This window comes from Terrabacter sp. Soil810 (genome assembly GCF_001429645.1).
Classification (GTDB): domain Bacteria; phylum Actinomycetota; class Actinomycetes; order Actinomycetales; family Dermatophilaceae; genus Terrabacter.
Map to the genome: position 1 here is coordinate 158,697 of NZ_LMSW01000001.1, position 16,381 is coordinate 175,077.

14 protein-coding genes and 2 pseudogenes are annotated in these 16,381 nt (G+C 71.8%); 11 read left to right on the forward strand and 5 right to left on the reverse strand.

Annotation, left to right across the window (positions count from 1 at the left end):
* Position 1 precedes the first annotated feature (1 nt).
* A complete protein-coding gene (locus ASG96_RS00675; protein WP_056755957.1) occupies positions 2-514 on the reverse strand; it encodes a MarR family winged helix-turn-helix transcriptional regulator in 513 nt (170 codons plus the stop codon).
* Between the two features lie 233 nt (positions 515-747).
* Between ASG96_RS00675 and ASG96_RS00680 the strand changes: the two genes are divergently transcribed.
* Positions 748-1,497, forward strand: a complete 750-nt coding sequence (locus ASG96_RS00680) for a GAF and ANTAR domain-containing protein (protein WP_056755960.1) — start codon at positions 748-750, stop codon at positions 1,495-1,497.
* A 132-nt stretch (positions 1,498-1,629) separates the two neighbouring features.
* Here the strand turns inward: ASG96_RS00680 and ASG96_RS00685 are convergent, their stop codons facing one another.
* Both ASG96_RS00685 and ASG96_RS00690 read right to left on the reverse strand, forming a co-directional pair.
* Positions 1,630-2,418, reverse strand: coding sequence for a sigma-70 family RNA polymerase sigma factor (locus ASG96_RS00685; RefSeq protein WP_056755966.1), 789 nt, complete (start codon positions 2,416-2,418; stop codon positions 1,630-1,632).
* A gap of 143 nt (positions 2,419-2,561) precedes the next feature.
* Complete coding sequence (locus ASG96_RS00690; RefSeq protein ID WP_235509010.1) at positions 2,562-3,425, reverse strand: maleylpyruvate isomerase family mycothiol-dependent enzyme; 864 nt, start codon at positions 3,423-3,425, stop codon at positions 2,562-2,564.
* A gap of 26 nt (positions 3,426-3,451) precedes the next feature.
* Between ASG96_RS00690 and ASG96_RS00695 the strand changes: the two genes are divergently transcribed.
* Both ASG96_RS00695 and ASG96_RS00700 read left to right on the forward strand, forming a co-directional pair.
* The gene (locus tag ASG96_RS00695) at positions 3,452-5,560 is read left to right on the forward strand and encodes a cytochrome c oxidase assembly protein (protein WP_057585960.1); all 2,109 of its coding nucleotides are present in this window, start codon (positions 3,452-3,454) and stop codon (positions 5,558-5,560) included.
* Positions 5,561-5,618: 58 nt separating this feature from the next.
* Positions 5,619-5,822 carry a DUF6767 domain-containing protein gene (locus ASG96_RS00700; protein ID WP_056755974.1) on the forward strand — a complete coding sequence of 68 codons (204 nt, stop codon included), beginning with the start codon at positions 5,619-5,621 and terminating at the stop codon, positions 5,820-5,822.
* Here ASG96_RS00700 and ASG96_RS00705 read toward each other — a convergent pair.
* Positions 5,794-6,600 (reverse strand): MerR family transcriptional regulator, encoded by an 807-nt coding sequence (locus ASG96_RS00705; RefSeq protein WP_056756441.1) that lies wholly within the window; start codon positions 6,598-6,600, stop codon positions 5,794-5,796. The genes ASG96_RS00700 and ASG96_RS00705 overlap by 29 nt on opposite strands.
* Before the next feature lie 115 nt (positions 6,601-6,715).
* Between ASG96_RS00705 and ASG96_RS00710 the strand changes: the two genes are divergently transcribed.
* The 8 genes and pseudogenes from ASG96_RS00710 to ASG96_RS24580 all read left to right on the forward strand — a co-directional run.
* Positions 6,716-7,522: a carbon-nitrogen family hydrolase gene (locus ASG96_RS00710; protein ID WP_056755977.1), complete on the forward strand. Its 807-nt coding sequence runs from the start codon at positions 6,716-6,718 to the stop codon at positions 7,520-7,522.
* A complete protein-coding gene (locus ASG96_RS00715) occupies positions 7,519-9,399 on the forward strand; it encodes an NHL domain-containing thioredoxin family protein (RefSeq protein WP_057585962.1) in 1,881 nt (626 codons plus the stop codon). The genes ASG96_RS00710 and ASG96_RS00715 overlap by 4 nt, the downstream gene beginning before the upstream one ends.
* A gap of 57 nt (positions 9,400-9,456) precedes the next feature.
* Positions 9,457-10,335, forward strand: a complete 879-nt coding sequence (locus ASG96_RS00720) for a hypothetical protein (protein ID WP_157610580.1) — start codon at positions 9,457-9,459, stop codon at positions 10,333-10,335.
* A 93-nt stretch (positions 10,336-10,428) separates the two neighbouring features.
* Positions 10,429-10,722 (forward strand): DUF6458 family protein, encoded by a 294-nt coding sequence (locus ASG96_RS00725; RefSeq protein ID WP_056755988.1) that lies wholly within the window; start codon positions 10,429-10,431, stop codon positions 10,720-10,722.
* 170 nt (positions 10,723-10,892) lie between these two features.
* On the forward strand, positions 10,893-12,272 hold the full coding sequence (locus tag ASG96_RS00730) for an acyltransferase (RefSeq protein WP_057585966.1): 1,380 nt from the start codon (positions 10,893-10,895) through the stop codon (positions 12,270-12,272).
* Positions 12,273-12,380: 108 nt separating this feature from the next.
* Complete coding sequence (locus tag ASG96_RS00735) at positions 12,381-13,388, forward strand: GNAT family N-acetyltransferase (protein ID WP_057585968.1); 1,008 nt, start codon at positions 12,381-12,383, stop codon at positions 13,386-13,388.
* A gap of 156 nt (positions 13,389-13,544) precedes the next feature.
* Positions 13,545-14,027, forward strand: a pseudogene (locus tag ASG96_RS24575) (ABATE domain-containing protein); the annotation flags it as partial.
* Between the two features lie 94 nt (positions 14,028-14,121).
* Positions 14,122-14,226: pseudogene (locus tag ASG96_RS24580) on the forward strand (hypothetical protein); the annotation flags it as partial.
* Between the two features lie 111 nt (positions 14,227-14,337).
* Here ASG96_RS24580 and ASG96_RS00745 read toward each other — a convergent pair.
* Entirely contained in the window at positions 14,338-16,200 is a 1,863-nt protein-coding gene (locus ASG96_RS00745) for an acyl-CoA dehydrogenase (RefSeq protein ID WP_056756006.1), read from the reverse strand.
* Positions 16,201-16,381: the final 181 nt, after the last annotated feature.

Consider the following 16,381-nt stretch of genomic DNA (forward strand, 5'->3'; position numbering starts at 1 on the left):
GTCAGTCCTCTTTCTGGGTCTTGGCTCTGGTGGAGTCGAAGGGCATCGGGGGCGGCGCTGCACCCCGGGCCCGGAGGTTGGCATCGAGCGCGTCGCCGAGCTCGCGCAGGCGGTGGACGAACTCCTCGGTGGCGGGACCGTCCCACTCGGACAGCAGGCCCTGGAACCACGTGGCGCGGCTGTCCTGGATGCGACCGAGTGACGAACGGCCGTGCTCGGTCAGGGAGACGACCCACGCCCGCCCGTCGCGGGGGTCCGCGCTCTTCTCGAGCAGTCCCGCCGCGACGAGCGTGCTGACCTGACGGCTGACGGTGGAGACGTCGTTGTGCAGCGCCGTCGCGAGCTCCGAGATGCGCACGGTCCCCTGTCCCGCGACGACGAAGAGCACGGGGTATGCCGTGACGTCCACGCCGTCCTCGAGGCGGGGGGCGGTGTGCTTGGCCGCGACGAGGAGCTTCTGGACGCGCAGGAGCCCGAGGAAGACGTCGTTCGCCTCGTCCTTGCTCACAGCCATCGCGCGCTCCTTGGTCCCCAACTACTTGCTTGCAGCACGCAAGTATTTGTCCGGCGGTCCGTCGTTGTCAACTCAACTGTCTAATGTTTGTCCAGCCCTCGGATCCATCTCGCCACGGACGCGGCTCATGTGGTTGTCTGTGGTCTCGCGCCCCGGGGAGGTGCGAGGATGACTGACGCGCCCAGACCGTCCAGCAGTGTGCGGAGCCGTAGGGCCAGATGTGCAGGAGTGCCATGACGAGCGACGTTCCCGTCGATCCGACGATCAACGACGCCTTCCGACAGATGTCGGCCCTGATCTATGCCGGCGCCGACGCCGGATCGATCCACCAGTCGCTCGTCGACGCCGCTCACCGGCTCGTCGAGGGCTGCGACCGTGCGTCGCTGCTCGTGCGCACGCGTGACCGCTACGTCACGGCTGCCAGCACCGACGACATCGCCCGACGCATCGACCAGATCGAGCTCGAGATCGGCGAGGGCCCCTGCGTCGACGCCATCGTCTCCGAGGCCTACCAGCACGACGCCGACCTCACCGACGCCAAGACCCCTTGGCCGCGCTTCACGGAGCGCATCGTCGCCGAGACCCCCGTGCGTTCGGCCATCGGCTACCGCCTGCTCCTCGAGGGCGACAAGGTCGGCGCCCTCAACCTCTTCTCGGACACCCCCGGCGGCCTGACGTCGAAGTCGGCCGACGTCGGCGCGGTCATCGCCTCGTTCGCCTCGGTGGCGCTCATGGCCATCCGGGCTCGCGAGGAGGCAGCGACCCTCCGTCAGGGCCTCACGAGCAACCGCGAGATCGGCAAGGCGGTCGGCCTGCTCATGGCCGCGCACCACATCAGCGGCCAGGAGGCCTTCGAGCTGCTGCGCAGCACGTCGCAGGAGCTCAACATGAAGCTGGCCCAGGTGGCCTCGCAGGTCATCGAGGGCCAGGAGTCGCAGTTCGGGCACGCCGGTGGCGGGGCGACGGCCGGCTCCCCGGTCTGACCGAAGTCCTCCGCGTCCGTCAGGCCCTCCGGGTCCGCCAGGCCTTCCGGGCCGGCACTCGCGCGTCGGGAACGACGAGTGGCCCCGACGCACCTCACGGGCATCGGGACCACTCAGGCAAGCGGCGGTGGGTCAGGCCGAGGCCACGCCCTCCGCGGACAGCTGGCGACGCAGCTCGTCCAGCGTGCGCCGGAGCAGGCGACTGACCTGCATCGCGCTGAGCCCCATGGACTCGGCGATCTCGGCCTGGGTCATGTCGCCCCCGAACCGGAGCTCGACGAGCCGCTGGTCGCGGGCCGGCAGGCGCTCGAGCGCGGTGCGCACGACGATGCCCTCGTCGAGCGCCGGGTCGGACCCGGAGTCGCCGCGGGCGTCGAGCAGGTCGAGGACGGGTCGACCGCCGTCGGCCGTCGTGGCGTCGAGGGAGGCGGGGCGCAGGTTGGTAGCCGCGACCTGGGCCTCCTTGACGGCCTCGAGGGTGATGTCGAGCTCGTGGGCGAGCTCGCCGGCGTCCGGGTCGTGGCCGAGCCGCTGCTCGAGCCGTGACCGGGTGTCGGTGACGAGCTGACGTCGTTCCTGCAGCTCGCGGGGCGGCCGGACGAGCCACCCGTGGTCACGGAAGTGACGACGGAGCTCCCCGGTGATGGTGGGTGTGGCGTAGGCGCCGAACTCGGTCGGCTTGGACAGGTCGAACCGCTTGACGGCCTTGAGCAGCGCGAGGAACGCGACCTGCTCGAGGTCCTCTCGGTCGAGGCCCTTGCCCGAGTAACGATGGGCGAGAGAACGGGCGAGCGGCATGTGCAGCACGGTCACGGTCTCGAGGGCGGTGGCGCGCTCGGACGCGGAGTCCGACGTGCGCAGGGTATGGATCAGCTCTCTGGTTCGCGCATCCTTGCGCGGACCCGCGGACGGGTCGGTCATTTCAAACTCCGATGGATCGGATCCCCGATGCGGCACTGGCTTGACCGACTCCTAGTGACGCTAGGCCGTTGGCCACATATACACAAGGTGGACTTCGGCCCCTCAGAGGGGCTCCGAGGTGTATACGCGGGCGCGAGCAGCGCTCAGTGGGTGACGACCACGAGAGCCTCGAGAACCTTCCGGGCGATCTCCTCGTCACCGGTGACGGTGTAGTGGATCTCGTCGACGCCGCGACGTCCGGCGGCCCTGCGGGTCAGGGCGTCGGTCGTGAGGTGGATCGACGTGACATCGAGCTGCTCCTCGCCCTCGGGTCGGTCGATGCCGCTGAAAAGCGCTTCCCCGTAAGGCCGCCCGTCGTTCCCGGTGATGATGCGCACCCCGCCACGGGCAACGACGGGACCGCTGACGTCGAGCACGACGGCGTGTCCGGCGCCGACGCCGGCGACCCGGGACGCGATGCGCGGGAGGGCGGCGAGGATGTCGGCGGTGAAGACCGCGGCGCTCGCGGAGTCGAGGTTGCCGGGTCGGTCGAGGGCGGCCCGGAGGTCCTGCTCGTGCACCCAGGCGTCGACGATCCGGCGGTGCAGGTGGTCGCCGAACGTCGTCTCGGGGCCGAAGAAGCCGCCGATCACGGTGTCGATGTCGGCGTCGGACGCGCGCAGGTCGGCCACGCGCTGCGGGTGGAACTCGGCCAGCTCGGCCACGACCTCACGGCCGGAGAGGCTGCGTCGGGCCTCGACGTCGACCTCGACGAAGCGGGCGAAGTCGCTGTGGACATGCGGGTAGTCCGGCACCTCGACCTGGGGGCGTGGCATGCCGGCGAAGGACTTCTCAGCCCCGACGACGTGGGCGATCTGGTCCTTGACGGTCCAGCCGGGGCACTCGGTCTGGAGCTCGAAGTCCTCGTCTCGGCAGGAGTGCCCGAGGTCGATGATCGACTGCACGGAGTGGTCGAACGCGTCGATCAGTCCGTTGCGGTCGTCGGGGGCGGCCGGGTGCATGGGCATGTCATCAGACTACTTACCCTTGAGGCATGCCAACCCTGCAGCGAGACGGTCTCGCCGGTCCGCGGACGGGTCCCCGCGTGTGGGCCGAGCGTGGCTCCGGCGTGTTCAATGCGCTGGTCCTCGCCGCCGTCGTCGTCGTCGCGCTGCTGGCGAGCGTCGTCGCCGCGCGCTACACCGGTGCGGCCGACCCGCTGCCGGGCGGCCTGTCCGACGCCGGCCCGGTCGTGCGCTGGTCGCTGCCGCTCGTCCGGGTCGTCCACGACGTCGCCGCCTCCCTCGCGATCGGCTCGCTGCTGCTCGCCGCGACGATGATCCCGGGCCGTACGCGTGCCGAGAGCGCCGCGCCCGACGAGCCGCGCCGCGCCGCCGCCTTGCGTGTCGCCACGGCCGCGGCGTTCGTCTGGGCGGTCGCCGGCGCCGTCGGGGTCGTCTTCACGTTCGCCGACGCCGCGGGCATGCCGCTCAGCGACCCGCTCTTCGGCCAGAACCTCACCGGGTCGATCTGGTCGATCGAGCCGCTCCGGGTGGGGCTCATCAGCACGGTCGTGGCGTTCGTCGTCGCGTCCGTCGCCGCCGTGGCGCGCTCCCGCGCGGTGGCGCTGGCGCTCACCGTGCTCTCGGCGTTCGCCCTCCTCGTCCTCGGCCTCGCCGGCCACGCGGGTGGCTCGGCCGACCACGAGACGGCCGTCAACGCGATCGCCGCGCACCTGCTGAGTGCGGCCGTGTGGGTGGGTGGGCTGCTCGCTCTCGTCGTCCTGCGCCGACCCCTCGGTGACGCGCTCGGCGTCGTCGCCCGCCGCTACTCGAGGGTCGCCCTGTGGTGCTTCGTCACCCTCGGTGTCTCCGGCGTCATGTCGGCGACCACCCGGCTCGGGTCGTGGTCCGACCTGGCCACGCCGTACGGCGTCCTCGTCCTCGTCAAGGTGCTCGCCTTCGTGGCCCTCGGCGTCGCCGGTGCGTGGCACCGTCGCATCACGCTCGACCGCATCGACGCGACCGGCGCCACCAGCTCAGGGGCCACCGGCTCCGGCTCGACCGGCGGCCCCCGGGGCCGGCTCTTCGTCCGTCTCGCGGTCGCCGAGTCGCTCGTCATGGCGCTCGCGTTCGGGGTCGCGACCGCGCTCGCGCGCAGCGAGCCCCCCGTCCCCGAGACCGTGGCCGACCCGAGCGCTGCGCTCTCGCTGACCGGCTATCCCGTGCCGCCCGCGCCGACCGCGCTGTCGTGGCTCACCGCCTGGCGGGTCGAGTGGCTCTTCCTCGCCACGGGGCTGCTCGCCATCGGGCTCTACGTCGCCGGTGTCGTCCGTCTCCGCCGCCGGGGGGACGCCTGGCCGGTGCTGCGCACGCTGAGCTGGGTCGTCGGCTGGCTGCTCTTCGTCTATGCCACCAACGGTGTGCTCGGCATCTACGGCCGGGTCGCCTTCTCGTGGCACATGACCCTGCACATGCTCGAGGCGATGGTCGTCCCGATCTTCCTCGTCCTCGGTGCGCCGGTGACCCTGGCGCTGCGCACCGTGCGGCCGCGTCGCGACGGCACGCTCGGCCCCCGCGAGATGCTCCTCGCGCTCGTCCACTCCCGCTTCCTCGCCGTCGTCGGCAACCCCGTCTTCGCGGCCGTGCTCTTCTTCATGAGCCTCGTCGTCTTCTACTGGACGGGCCTGTTCCAGCTGGCCCTGCAGACGCACACGGGGCACCTGCTCATGACCGCCCACTTCGTCCTCACGGGCTACCTCTTCGCGTGGGTGCTCGTCGGGGTCGACCCCGGTCCCAAGCGCTGGAGCCCGGCGCTGCGCCTCGTCGTCCTCTTCGCGACGATCTCGTTCCACGCCTTCTTCGGCGTCGCGATGATCAGCGGCACGACGCTCCTCGGCGGCGACTTCTTCCCGACGGTGGCCATTCCCTGGGTGACCGACGCCCTTGCCGACCAGCGCTACGGCGGCGGCGTCGCGTGGGCCATCGGCGAGCTGCCGAGCCTCGTGCTCGCGCTCACGGTCGCGATGCAGTGGTTCCGCACCGACAGTGCGGAGTCCGTGCGGCAGGACCGCCGGGCCGACCGTGACGGCGATGCCGAGCTGAAGGCGTACAACGAGCGGCTGGCCGCGCTCGCGCGGCGCGACGAGGGCTCCCAGCGCTGACCCGGTGCGTCCGAACCCTGCTACTACGGGCTGTAGTATTTGGGTCGGAGGAGGGAACATGCCGCAGCGAACGTCGAACCCCCGGTGCCCGATCAGGCTCGGTGAGCCGTGCACCCTGTGCTTCCCGGGGGCGAGCGGACCGCAGGACTGCGGCCTCGTCTACCTCGTCCGGAGCGACCCGGAGCTCCGCGAGGAGCTCGCGGCCCGACGCCGCGAGCGCCACGCGGCGCAGCTCAGCGCACCGGCTGCTGCAGCTCCGTGACCCACGCGTCGGCGTCGTCCGTCGGCGTCTCGAGGTAGACCTCCCGACAGGGGCCGTATGCCGTGAGCCCCGTCGCGTCGACCTGCGTCGCGAGTGCCTGCCAGGTGTCCCCGATCGTCGCCACGGACCCGCGGTGGATCACCGTGACGGCCTGCTCGACGGCCGGCAGGTCGGCCACCTCGGCGCCCTCGACGTCGACGGCCTCGAGGGTGGTCGGCACCCCGACACCCCACGTCGTGCCCTCGGTGTCGCCGTCGTACCAGGCGATCGACGGCGTGCGTGGCGGCACACCGGCCGCCGCGAGGCCCCCGAGGAGCCGGTCGAACGCCGGCCCGATCGTCATCCCCAGCTCGCTCACGTCGGCGACGCGACCCGTCACCTGCGCCAGCCGGACGCCCGGCAGCTCCTTCTTCACGTACTCCAATTCGGACATCGTGCCCTCCTTCTCGATGGTTCGGAGTCTCGCCTCGATGGCCTGCAGGCGACCGCGGTCGGCGGCCATCTGGTCCTCGATCTGGGCCCGACGCAGGGTCAGCATCCCGCGCAGCTCCTCGGCCGAGACCTGGGCGTCGAGGACGGTCCCCACCTGTTCGAGGGTGAGGCCGAGGGCCTTGAGCGCACACAGGCGGTTGAGTCGCGGCAGCTGCGTCGCCGCATACCTGCGGTAGCCGGTCAACGGGTCCACGTGGGCCGGGACGAGCAGGCCGAGGGAGTCGTAGTGGCGCAGCATGCGCACCGTCACTCCCGCCAGGCGGGCGAACTCTCCGATGATCAACATGATGACCATGGTCTACGGCCTGACACGGTGTGAGGGTCAACACCTCGGGTCCCCGGGGTGCCCGCGTGACGGAACCGCGGGCCCGGCACCCCCGTGACCGTGTGAGAGTTGGACCATGAAGGTTGCGCTCATCCAGCTGGCCTACGGCGACGGCGAGTCGGTCGCCGACCGCACCGCCCGCGTCGCGGATCTCGTGCGAGCCCAGGCCGGCCACGACCTCGTCGTCCTCCCCGAGCTGTGGCCGGCCGGTGGCTTCGACTACACCGCGTGGGACGAGCGGGCCGAGGCCGTCGACGGGCCCGTCGCGCAGGTGCTCGCTGCCGCCGCCCGCGGCGCCCGTGTCACGCTGCACGGGGGCTCGATCGTCGAGCGGGCCGAGCCCGCCGAGCCCGGCGGCCGAGGGCTCTGGAACACGAGTCTCGTCTTCTCGCCCGACGGCGAGCTCGTCGCGACCTACCGCAAGATCCACCGTTTCGGCTTCGGCGAGGGTGAGCCGAGCCTGATGGACGCCGGCGAGGACCTCGTCGTCGTCGACGTGCCCGTGGCGGGCGGCGGGGCCGTGCCGGTGGGGCTCTCCACCTGCTACGACCTGCGCTTCCCCGAGCTCTACCGACGCCTCCTCGACCGCGGCGCCGAGGTCTTCGTCATCCCGGCCGCGTGGCCGCGCAAGCGGGTCGCCCACTGGACCCTGCTCGGCCAGGCGCGAGCCGTCGAGGACCAGTGCGTCGTGCTCCAGTGCAACACCGCTGGGACCCATGCCCGGCACGAGATGGGCGGTCACTCGCAGGTCGTCGACGCCACCGGGAAGGTTCTGGCCGCCGCGGGGCTTGACGAGGAGGTGCTGAGCATCGAGATCGACACCGCGGCGACGCCGGAGTGGCGCCGCACCTTCCCCGTCCTGTCCGACCGGAGGCTCGCGTGAGCGCCGGCGTCGACGCCGGCACGCTCCGCTCGCGCGTCAGGGTCAGGGCCCCCGAGCTCGTGGGCCGCGGCTGGCTCAACACCGGTGGCCGGTCGCTGTCCCTCGCCGACCTGCGCGGGCGCGTCACCGTCCTCGACTTCTGGACCTTCTGCTGCGTCAACTGCCTCCACGTCCTCGACGAGCTGCGGCCGGTCGAGGCACAGTTCCCCGACGCCCTGACGATCATCGGCGTGCACTCGCCGAAGTTCGAGCACGAGGCCGAGGCCGATGCGCTGGCCGCCGCCGTGGAGCGGTATGCCGTCCACCACCCGGTGCTCGACGACCCCGAGCTCGTGACGTGGAAGGCGTACGCGGCACGGGCGTGGCCCACCCTCGTCGTCCTCGACCCGGAGGGCTACGTCGTCGCGTCGATGTCCGGTGAGGGGCACGGTCCCGGTCTCGCCTCGCTCGTGGCCGAGCTCATCGAGGAGCACCGGGCCAAGGGCACGCTCCAGCCGGGCGACGACCCCTACGTCCCGCCGCCGGCCCCCGACACCGCGCTCCGCTTCCCCGGCAAGGCGGTCGCCCTGCCGAACGGCTCGTTCGTCGTCAGCGACACGGCCGACCACCAGGTCGTGCACCTCGAGGACGACCTCGAGACCGAGCGGGCCCGGTGGGGTGGCGACGGTCAGCTCAACGAGCCGCAAGGCGTCGTCCTCGCGACCACCGACGTGGCCGAGCGGCTGGGCGTCGATCTGCTCGTCGCCGACTCGGTCAACCATCAGGTCAAGGGAATCCGCTTCTCCGACGGCTCGGTCCACGTCGTCGCCGGCACCGGGTCGCAGCTCCGAGAGCGCACCGGTGGCGGTCCCGCCCTCGAGCAGCCGCTCTCGACGCCCTGGGACCTCGCGTGGCTCGGCGACCGGCTCCTCATCGCGATGGCCGGCACCCACCAGCTGTGGGCGTGGACGCCGGGCAGCACCCTCGAGGACGGGCGCGTCGAGGTCGTCGGCGGCACGTCCAACGAGGGTCTCGTCGACGGGCCGGCGACCGAGGCCTGGTTCGCGCAGCCCTCCGGGCTCGCCACCTCCGCCTCCGGCGACCGCGTGTGGGTGGCCGACTCCGAGACCTCCGCCCTGCGATCAGTGACGACGACGCCCGAGGGGGCCCTCGTCGTCGAGACCCACGTCGGCACAGGCCTGTTCGACTTCGGTCACCGCGACGGCGATGCCGTCGAGGCGCTGCTCCAGCACCCGCTGGGCGTCACCGAGCTGCCTGACGGCTCTGTCGCGGTCAGCGACACCTACAACGGCGCGATCCGCCGCTTCGACCCGGCGACCGGCCAGGTGTCGACCCTCGCGCAGGGGCTCGCCGAGCCGAGCGACGCCGTCGTCGAGCACGACCCCGAGACCGGCGAGGTGCGCCTCGTCGTCGTCGAGTCCGCAGCCCATCGACTGACCCGGGTCGCCCTGCCCGAGGCCGCCCAGCGCGTCGACGGACCCGCCCACCGCACCCAGCGTCCCGCGACGCCGCTCCCCGCCGGGGAGGTCGCGCTCGAGGTGACGTTCGTGCCGCCGACCGGGCAGAAGCTCGACCTGCGGTGGGGCGACCCGACGCGTCTCGACGTGTCTGCGACGCCCGACGCCCTCCTCGTCTCGGGAGCCGGTCGCGCCGAGGGCCTGACGCGGACTCTCGTGCTGCGCGACGGCCTCGGGTCGGGCACGCTGCACATCTCGGTGCAGGCAGCCGCGTGCGACGGCGACCCCGAGACCGGCGAGGTGCCCGAGCACGCCGCGTGCCACCTCTTCCAGCAGGACTGGGGGATCCCGGTCATCCTCGACCCGACCGCCGATGCCACACTGGCTCTCGACCTGCGCGGGGTCCAGGCCGGGAACTAGCCGGTTCGACCCGTCCGGCAGGTCGTGACGAGACCAGCGGACGACAAGGCGGCACACGTGGCACGGCAGGCATCTGGTGGCAGCGGACGTTCCGTCCTCTCGGCGGTGTGTGGGCTGCTGGCCATCGTGCTGCTGCCCGTGTCGCTCGTCGGCTTCTGGGCGTCGGTCATGCTGACGCGCACCGACGTCTTCGTCGACGAGCTGCGGCCGGTCGTGACCAAGCCCCAGGTCCAGGAGGCCCTCACCGATGGCGTCGTCCAGGGCGTCCTCGGTGCGGTCCAGCTCCAGCCGGCGATCGAGAAGGCGCTCGAGGCGCCGATCCGGACGCAGGCCGCGGCGCTGGTCGCGAGCCCTCAGGTGACCGCCGCCTGGACCACGGGCATCCGGGCGCTCCACACGCAGTTCATCGCCGTCATGGAGGGCCGGGCCGACACGAAGCTCGACGACCAGGGACGCGTCTCCGTGCGCCTGACGATCCCCGTCCCGGCCCTGACGTCGACGCTCGAGCAGGCAGGAGTGCCGGACGCGGGGTCGATCGCGCCGGTCGTGACGATCCCCCTCGTCAGGGCCACCGACCTTCAGAAGGCGCAGGCGGCATACCGCATCGCCGACGCGTGGGGCCCGTGGGGACCGCTCGTCGTGGGCGCCCTGGCGCTGCTGTCGATCGCCCTCGCCCGGCGCTGGCGCACCGCGACGACGCTCGTCGCCATCGGCTGGATCGCGACCTCCCTCGCGCTCGCCCTCGTGGTCATGGTGTCGCGCGAGCCGCTCATGCGCCGCGTCGACCCCGAGGTGGCCCGCACGATCGCCGACGCCGCCTACGGCCTCGCCGCGCGGAACCTCTACTACGAGATCGCGATCGCCGTGGGCGTCGGCGTGCTCATGCTCGTCGTCTCCGCCGTGACGCTCGCGTTCGGTCGGCGCCGGGCCCGCTGACCGAGGCCGCGGCCGTCCTGTGACTCGTCGCGCTCCGGCGGGTATGTGGCGCCCAGGCACGCGTCCAGGCGTGCCCCCAGCCAAGGAGACCTCATGGGTATCGGACTCGGGATCTTCCTGCTCGTCGTCGGAGCGATCTTCTGCTTCACCAACATCGACTCCAGCGTCCTCAACATGAGCAGCAGCACGGGCAACACCATCGGCATCATCCTCATGGTCGCCGGCGCCCTCGCCATCATCCTCGCGCTCGTCCTCAACGCCCAGCGCGCCCGCACGCAGCACACGGTCGTGACCGAGCGCCGTGGAGCGCCCGACGTCGTCGAGCGCCGGGTCGACGGCGACGAGGTCGTCGAGCGCCGCGTCGAGCACCGCGACGAGACCATCTAGAACCGTCGGAGGGCCACGAACCGGGCCCCCAACCGTCGAAAGGCCACGAACCGGAGCCCGGTTCGTGGCCTTTCGACGGTGGGAGGCGGGGCGCGGGGAGCTGAGCCGCGGACGGCGGCCTGAGCAGGAGAACTCACCTGCCGGGGCCACCGTTCGTGCTTCGATGAGACGTGAGCCAGACCCGATCCGGCGCGGCGCCCCGCACGGCGGCCGAGATCGATGCCGCGACGCCTGCCGACCGGGACCGCTGGGTCGACACCCTCCGCGTCGGCTCGCTCCTCGTCGTGGTCCTCGGGCACTGGCTCATGGTCGCGATCACGACGGACGGGCAGATCACCAACGCGCTCGCGGTGGTGCCGGCCCTCCAGCCGTTGACCTGGCTGCTCCAGGTCATGCCGCTCTTCTTCCTCGTCGGTGGCGTGGCCCACGCGCACACGCTCGAGTCGCTCGAACGGCGGCGGCCGCAGAACCGGGGGAGGTATGCCGCGTTCTTCCGGGCGCGCGCCACGCGCCTGCTGAGCCCCACCCTCGCCTTCCTCGCCGTCTGGGTCGCCATCGGGATCGTCGCCGACCTGTCCGGTCTGACGTCGAGGCCCGGCGACGCCGGCCGCATCGCACGCGACGCGCTCGTGATGGTGCCCCAGCTGCTGTGGTTCGTCGGGATCTACCTCGGGGCCTGCGCCTTCGCGCCGCTCATGCGTGACGTGCACCGGCGCTGGGGCCTCGGCGTCGTCGTCGTGCTCGTCGCACTGGCGTGCGCCGTCGACGCCGTGCGGTTCGGCGGCGGACGCGAGCTCGTCGGCAACCTCAACTTCGCGTTCGTCTGGCTGGCCCTGCACCAGCTCGGGTTCGCCTGGCGTGACGGGCTGCTCACGACCGGCCGCGGGTGGGTGATGGCCGTGTTGGGCTTCGGGGCGATGGGCGCGGCCGTCGCGTTCGGGCCCTACCCCACGTCGATGGTGGGCCTGCCCGGCGAGTCCGTCTCCAACATGGCGCCCCCCACGGCAGCCCTTCTCGCCCAGGGCATCGGCATCTGCGGCCTGGCGGTGGTGCTGCGGCCGGTCATGGCTCGCGTGCTCGCGCGACCCCGCGCCTGGCGGATGGTCGTCGTGGCCGGCCCGTTCGCCATGACCGCCTTCCTCTGGCACCTCACGGCGCTCATGGTGGTGCTCCTCGCGATGCGGGCCCTGGGCATCGCCCAGCCGGCTGTCGCGTCGTGGCAGTGGTGGTTGACGCGGCCGATCCTCTTCGCCGTGCTCGCAGTCGTCACCGCACTTCTCGTCGCGGTGTTCGTGCGCTTCGACCGCGGACCGCGCTCGGTGGACGTGGCGTTCGACGAGCAGCGCGGCTGGGTCGACCCCGTCGCCGCCGTGTCGGCGGGCGTGCTCTTCCTCGGGATCCTCATGGTGTCGATCGTCGGGGTCGACGTGCTGGGCAACCGGCCCGTCTTCTTCCTCGTCGGCGACGTCACCCCGATCGTCGGCTTCGCCGTCCTCGCCGCCGGACTGCTCCTGCTGCGCGCGACCCGCCCGCGACCACCCCGCACCTGACCCGCCCCCACCTCCTCGTCGAGTGAGCCCCCCGCCCCACTCAAGTGCGCGCCCCGTCCCACGGAAACTCGATGGCACGCCCTCCGCGCGGCCCCCTACCGTCGAGCCATGGAGACGACGCTCATCGACGTGCACGACGACGCGGTCTGCGCCCGTGCGTACGACGTCATCATCGCGAGCAAGGGTCACGAGCGGCCGTGGCACGAACCGCCCTCGTTGGTCGAGACGCTGGTCGAGTGGCGCCACGTCGACGAGGCCGAGCGCATGGAGATCTGGGGCGCCCACGACGGCGGAGAGCTCGTCGGGGTGGCGACGCTGTGGCTGCCGCTGACGGACAACACGACGATGACCTGGTTCGACGTCCAGGTCGACCCGGCCCACCGCGGTCGCGGCGCGGGCTCGGCGCTCGTCGAGCGGCTGGTCGCGAGGGCCCGCGAGGCGGGTCGGGTCACGATGGTCGTCGACTTCCTGGTGCCTCCCGCCTCCGAGGGCCACGGCTACCGACGCTTCGCCGAGCGGCACGGCTTCCACCTCAGCAACACCGAGATCATGCGCCACCTCCGGCTGCCCGTCGACGAGGAGCTCCTGGCCCGTCACGGCGAGCACGCCCGCCCGCGCTGGGAGGGCACCTATCGCCTCGAGACCCACGTCGGGGGAGTGCCCGAGCACCTCCAGCAGTCGCTCTGCGCCGTCATGAACCAGCTCGCCGTCGACGCGCCCACGGGTGACATCGAGTTCGAGGAGGAGTCGCTGACACCCGCCCGCTACCGCGAGTACCTCGAGGTCGCCAGGGCTCAGGGGCGCGTACGCCTCACGACCGTGGCGGTCCACGAGGACAGCGGCGACGTCGTGGCCTACACCGACCTCCTGCTGCCCTCGGGGGCGCCGGGCGTCGCCTGGCAGTGGGGGACCCTGGTCCACCGCGACCATCGGGGACGCCGGCTCGGGATGGCCCTCAAGGTCGAGAACCTTCGACGCCTGCAGGCCGACCACCCCGAGCGGCGGCGGATCGTGACCGGCAACGACGACACGAACTCGTGGATGGTCTCGATCAACGAGGACCTCGGCTTCCGGATCGTCGAGCTGTGCCCCGCCTACCAGCGGTCGCTCGCCTGACCGTCACCCGCCGGCCCACCGCCTCGACCCCTGAGTCGGGGCCGGTGGCCGGCGCCCCTCTCGTCGTTGGTGTAGCGCGGGACGAGCGCGTCGGCTCAGGTCTGCACGCGGGGCAACCATTCAGACGTCACTAACCGGTTAGCGACACCGATCTGGTTGGCATGCGGACCCGTCGATCGCCTTGATCGTCTCCTGTACACGTACGACGTCGACGGACGGGAGCTCCCGGTCCGCATCGCGGGCAACCCGACGCTCGAGCTCGTCAACACCCCCGCGGGCTGGTCGGCCGCCACCGCAGAGCAGGTCGACTACCTCGACGACTACGACGACCTCGTCGTGTGGGCCCGGGAGTGCGGCCTCGTCGACGAGGTGGCCGCCGCTCGCCTCCGGCGTACCGCCCGACGCGACCGGCTCGCCGCCGGCGCCGTCCTCCGGGAGGCCCGGCGCCTGCGCCGCGACGTCCATGACCTCGCGGTCGGCGTCGGCAGGCGCACTGCACTGACGCGGGTGTCGACGCTGGCCGTCGAGGCGCGTCAGGCTCAGATGCTCACGGCCACGAGCGATTCCGTCGCCTGGCTCTTCACCCGCGACGCCGGCGTCCACGAGCCGTTGTATGCCGCCGCGCTGGCTGCCGCAGCCCTGCTGACCTCCGAGGGCGGGCGGGCACGTCTCCGCCGGCCCGGGCGACGGGTGCGGGTGGGTCTTCCTCAACCCGTCGGGCCGTCGGCGCTGGTGCATCATGTCGGTCTGCGGCAACCGGGCCAAGGCGCGGGCCTACGCCGAGCGGCGCCAGCGCACCGGCCCGACCTCCCCGACCTCCCCGACCGCCCTGCCCTGAGCGACGGCCCCAGCCCGCAACACACCGAGCAGGTCACAACGCACCCGAATCGGATCCGGGTGCGTTGTGACCTGCTCGGTGTGTTGCAGTGGAAGCGAAGGGGGGTACGCGTCAGAACGCGGACTCGGGGACGTCCATGAGGTCGTTGTCGGTGGCCTCGGCGATGGCGCGCTCGGCCGCGATCTTCGGCAGGACGTTCTTGGCGAAGAACGAGGCCGCCGCGACCTTGCCACGGTAGAAGTCGGCGTCCTTGCCCGAGGCGCCGCCGTCGAGTGCAGCCTGGGCGACCTCGGCCTGGCGCAGGAGCAGCCAGCCGACGACGAGGTCGCCGGCGGCGAGGAGCAGGCGCGTCGTGTTCTGGCCGACCTTGTAGAGGTTGGCCGTTTCGCCGCCCGTGCGCGGGTCGCTCTTCATGAGGTCGCCGATCATGTGGCCGACGATGCCCTGGACGTCCTCGAGCGCCCGGCCGAGCAGCTCGCGCTCGGTGTCGAGCGAGCCACCGAGGTCCTTGGCGAACTCCTGCACCTGGCCGGCGACGTACTGCAGGGCCTGCCCCTTGTCCCGGACGATCTTGCGGAAGAAGAAGTCGAGGCCCTGGATGGCGGTCGTGCCCTCGTAGAGCGTGTCGATCTTCGCGTCGCGGACGTACTGCTCGATCGGGTAGTCCTGCAGGAAGCCGGAGCCGCCGTAGGTCTGGAGCGACTCCGTGCCGAGCAGCACCCAGGCGCGCTCCGAGCCGAGCCCCTTGACGAGCGGCAGCATGAGGTCGCTGATCCGGTTGGCGACCTCGGCGGCCGAGCCCTTCTCGAGCGGTGCGGCGGGGTTGCCGGCCTGCGCCTGGTTGACGGCGTCCTGCTGGCTCGCGGTGTAGATGACGAGCGCGCGCAGGCCCTCGGCGTACGCCTTCTGGAGCATGAGCGAGCGTCGGACGTCGGGGTGGTGCGTGATGGTGACGCGCGGCGCGGCCTTGTCGGTCATCTGCGTCAGGTCGGCGCCCTGGACGCGCTCCTTGGCGTACTCGAGCGCGTTGAGGTAGCCGGTCGAGAGCGTCGCGATCGCCTTGGTGCCGACGAACATCCGGGCGTTCTCGATGACCTTGAACATCTGCGCGATGCCGTCGTGGACGTCGCCGAGGAGGGTGCCGACGGCCGGCTCGTGCTCGCCGAAGGTGACCTCGCACGTGGTGCTGACCTTGAGGCCCATCTTGTGCTCGACGTTGGTGACGTGGGCGCCGTTGCGCTCGCCGAGCTCTCCGGTCTCGAGGTCGACGTGGAACTTGGACACGATGAAGAGGGAGAGGCCCTTGGTGCCCGGGCCGGCGCCCTCGGGGCGGGCGAGGACGAAGTGGACGACGTTGTCGACCATGTCGGACTCGGCGGAGGTGATGAAGCGCTTGACGCCGGTGATGTGCCACGTGCCGTCGGGCTGCTGGACGGCCTTGGTGCGGCCCGCACCGACGTCGGAGCCGGCGTCGGGCTCGGTGAGCACCATCGTCGTGTGCCAGGCCCGGTCGACGACGTGCTTGGCCAGCTTCTTCTGGTCGTCGGTGCCGAGGTGCCAGAGGAGGTTGGCGAAGGAGTAGCTCGCCGTGAACATGTGGATGGCCGGGTTGGCGCCGCAGACCATCTCGGCGACGGACCAGCGGAGCGAGGCCGGCACGACCATGCCGCCGAGCTCGGCGGGAACGTCGAGGTTGCCCCAGTCACCGTCGACGTAGGCCTTGAACGACTTCTTGAACGACTCGGGCATGGTCACCGACTGGCTCACCGGGTCGTAGACGGGCGGGTTGCGGTCGCTGTCGAGCAGGCTGTCGGCCAGCTCGTGCTCGGCGAGGCGCGAGACCTCCCGGAGGATGTCCTTCGCCGCGTCGACGTCGACGTCGGCGTAGATCCCCGTGCCCAGGACGTCCTGACGGTTGAAGACCTCGAAGAGGTTGAACTCGAGGTCTCGCACATTGCTCTTGTAGTGGCCCATCCGGGGACCCTCCACGTTCTGTCGCTCGTCGTGCGTCCGCACTGTCGTCGGCGGGCGCGCCAAGTTACTGGCCGGTCACTTCCATGATGCTACTGACGGGTAACGATCGCAAGGGGGAGAGGTCACGGTTGCGCCACGGGCCGGGCCGAGGGCGTATGCCGCCGGGCCGGCGCGCACCGCC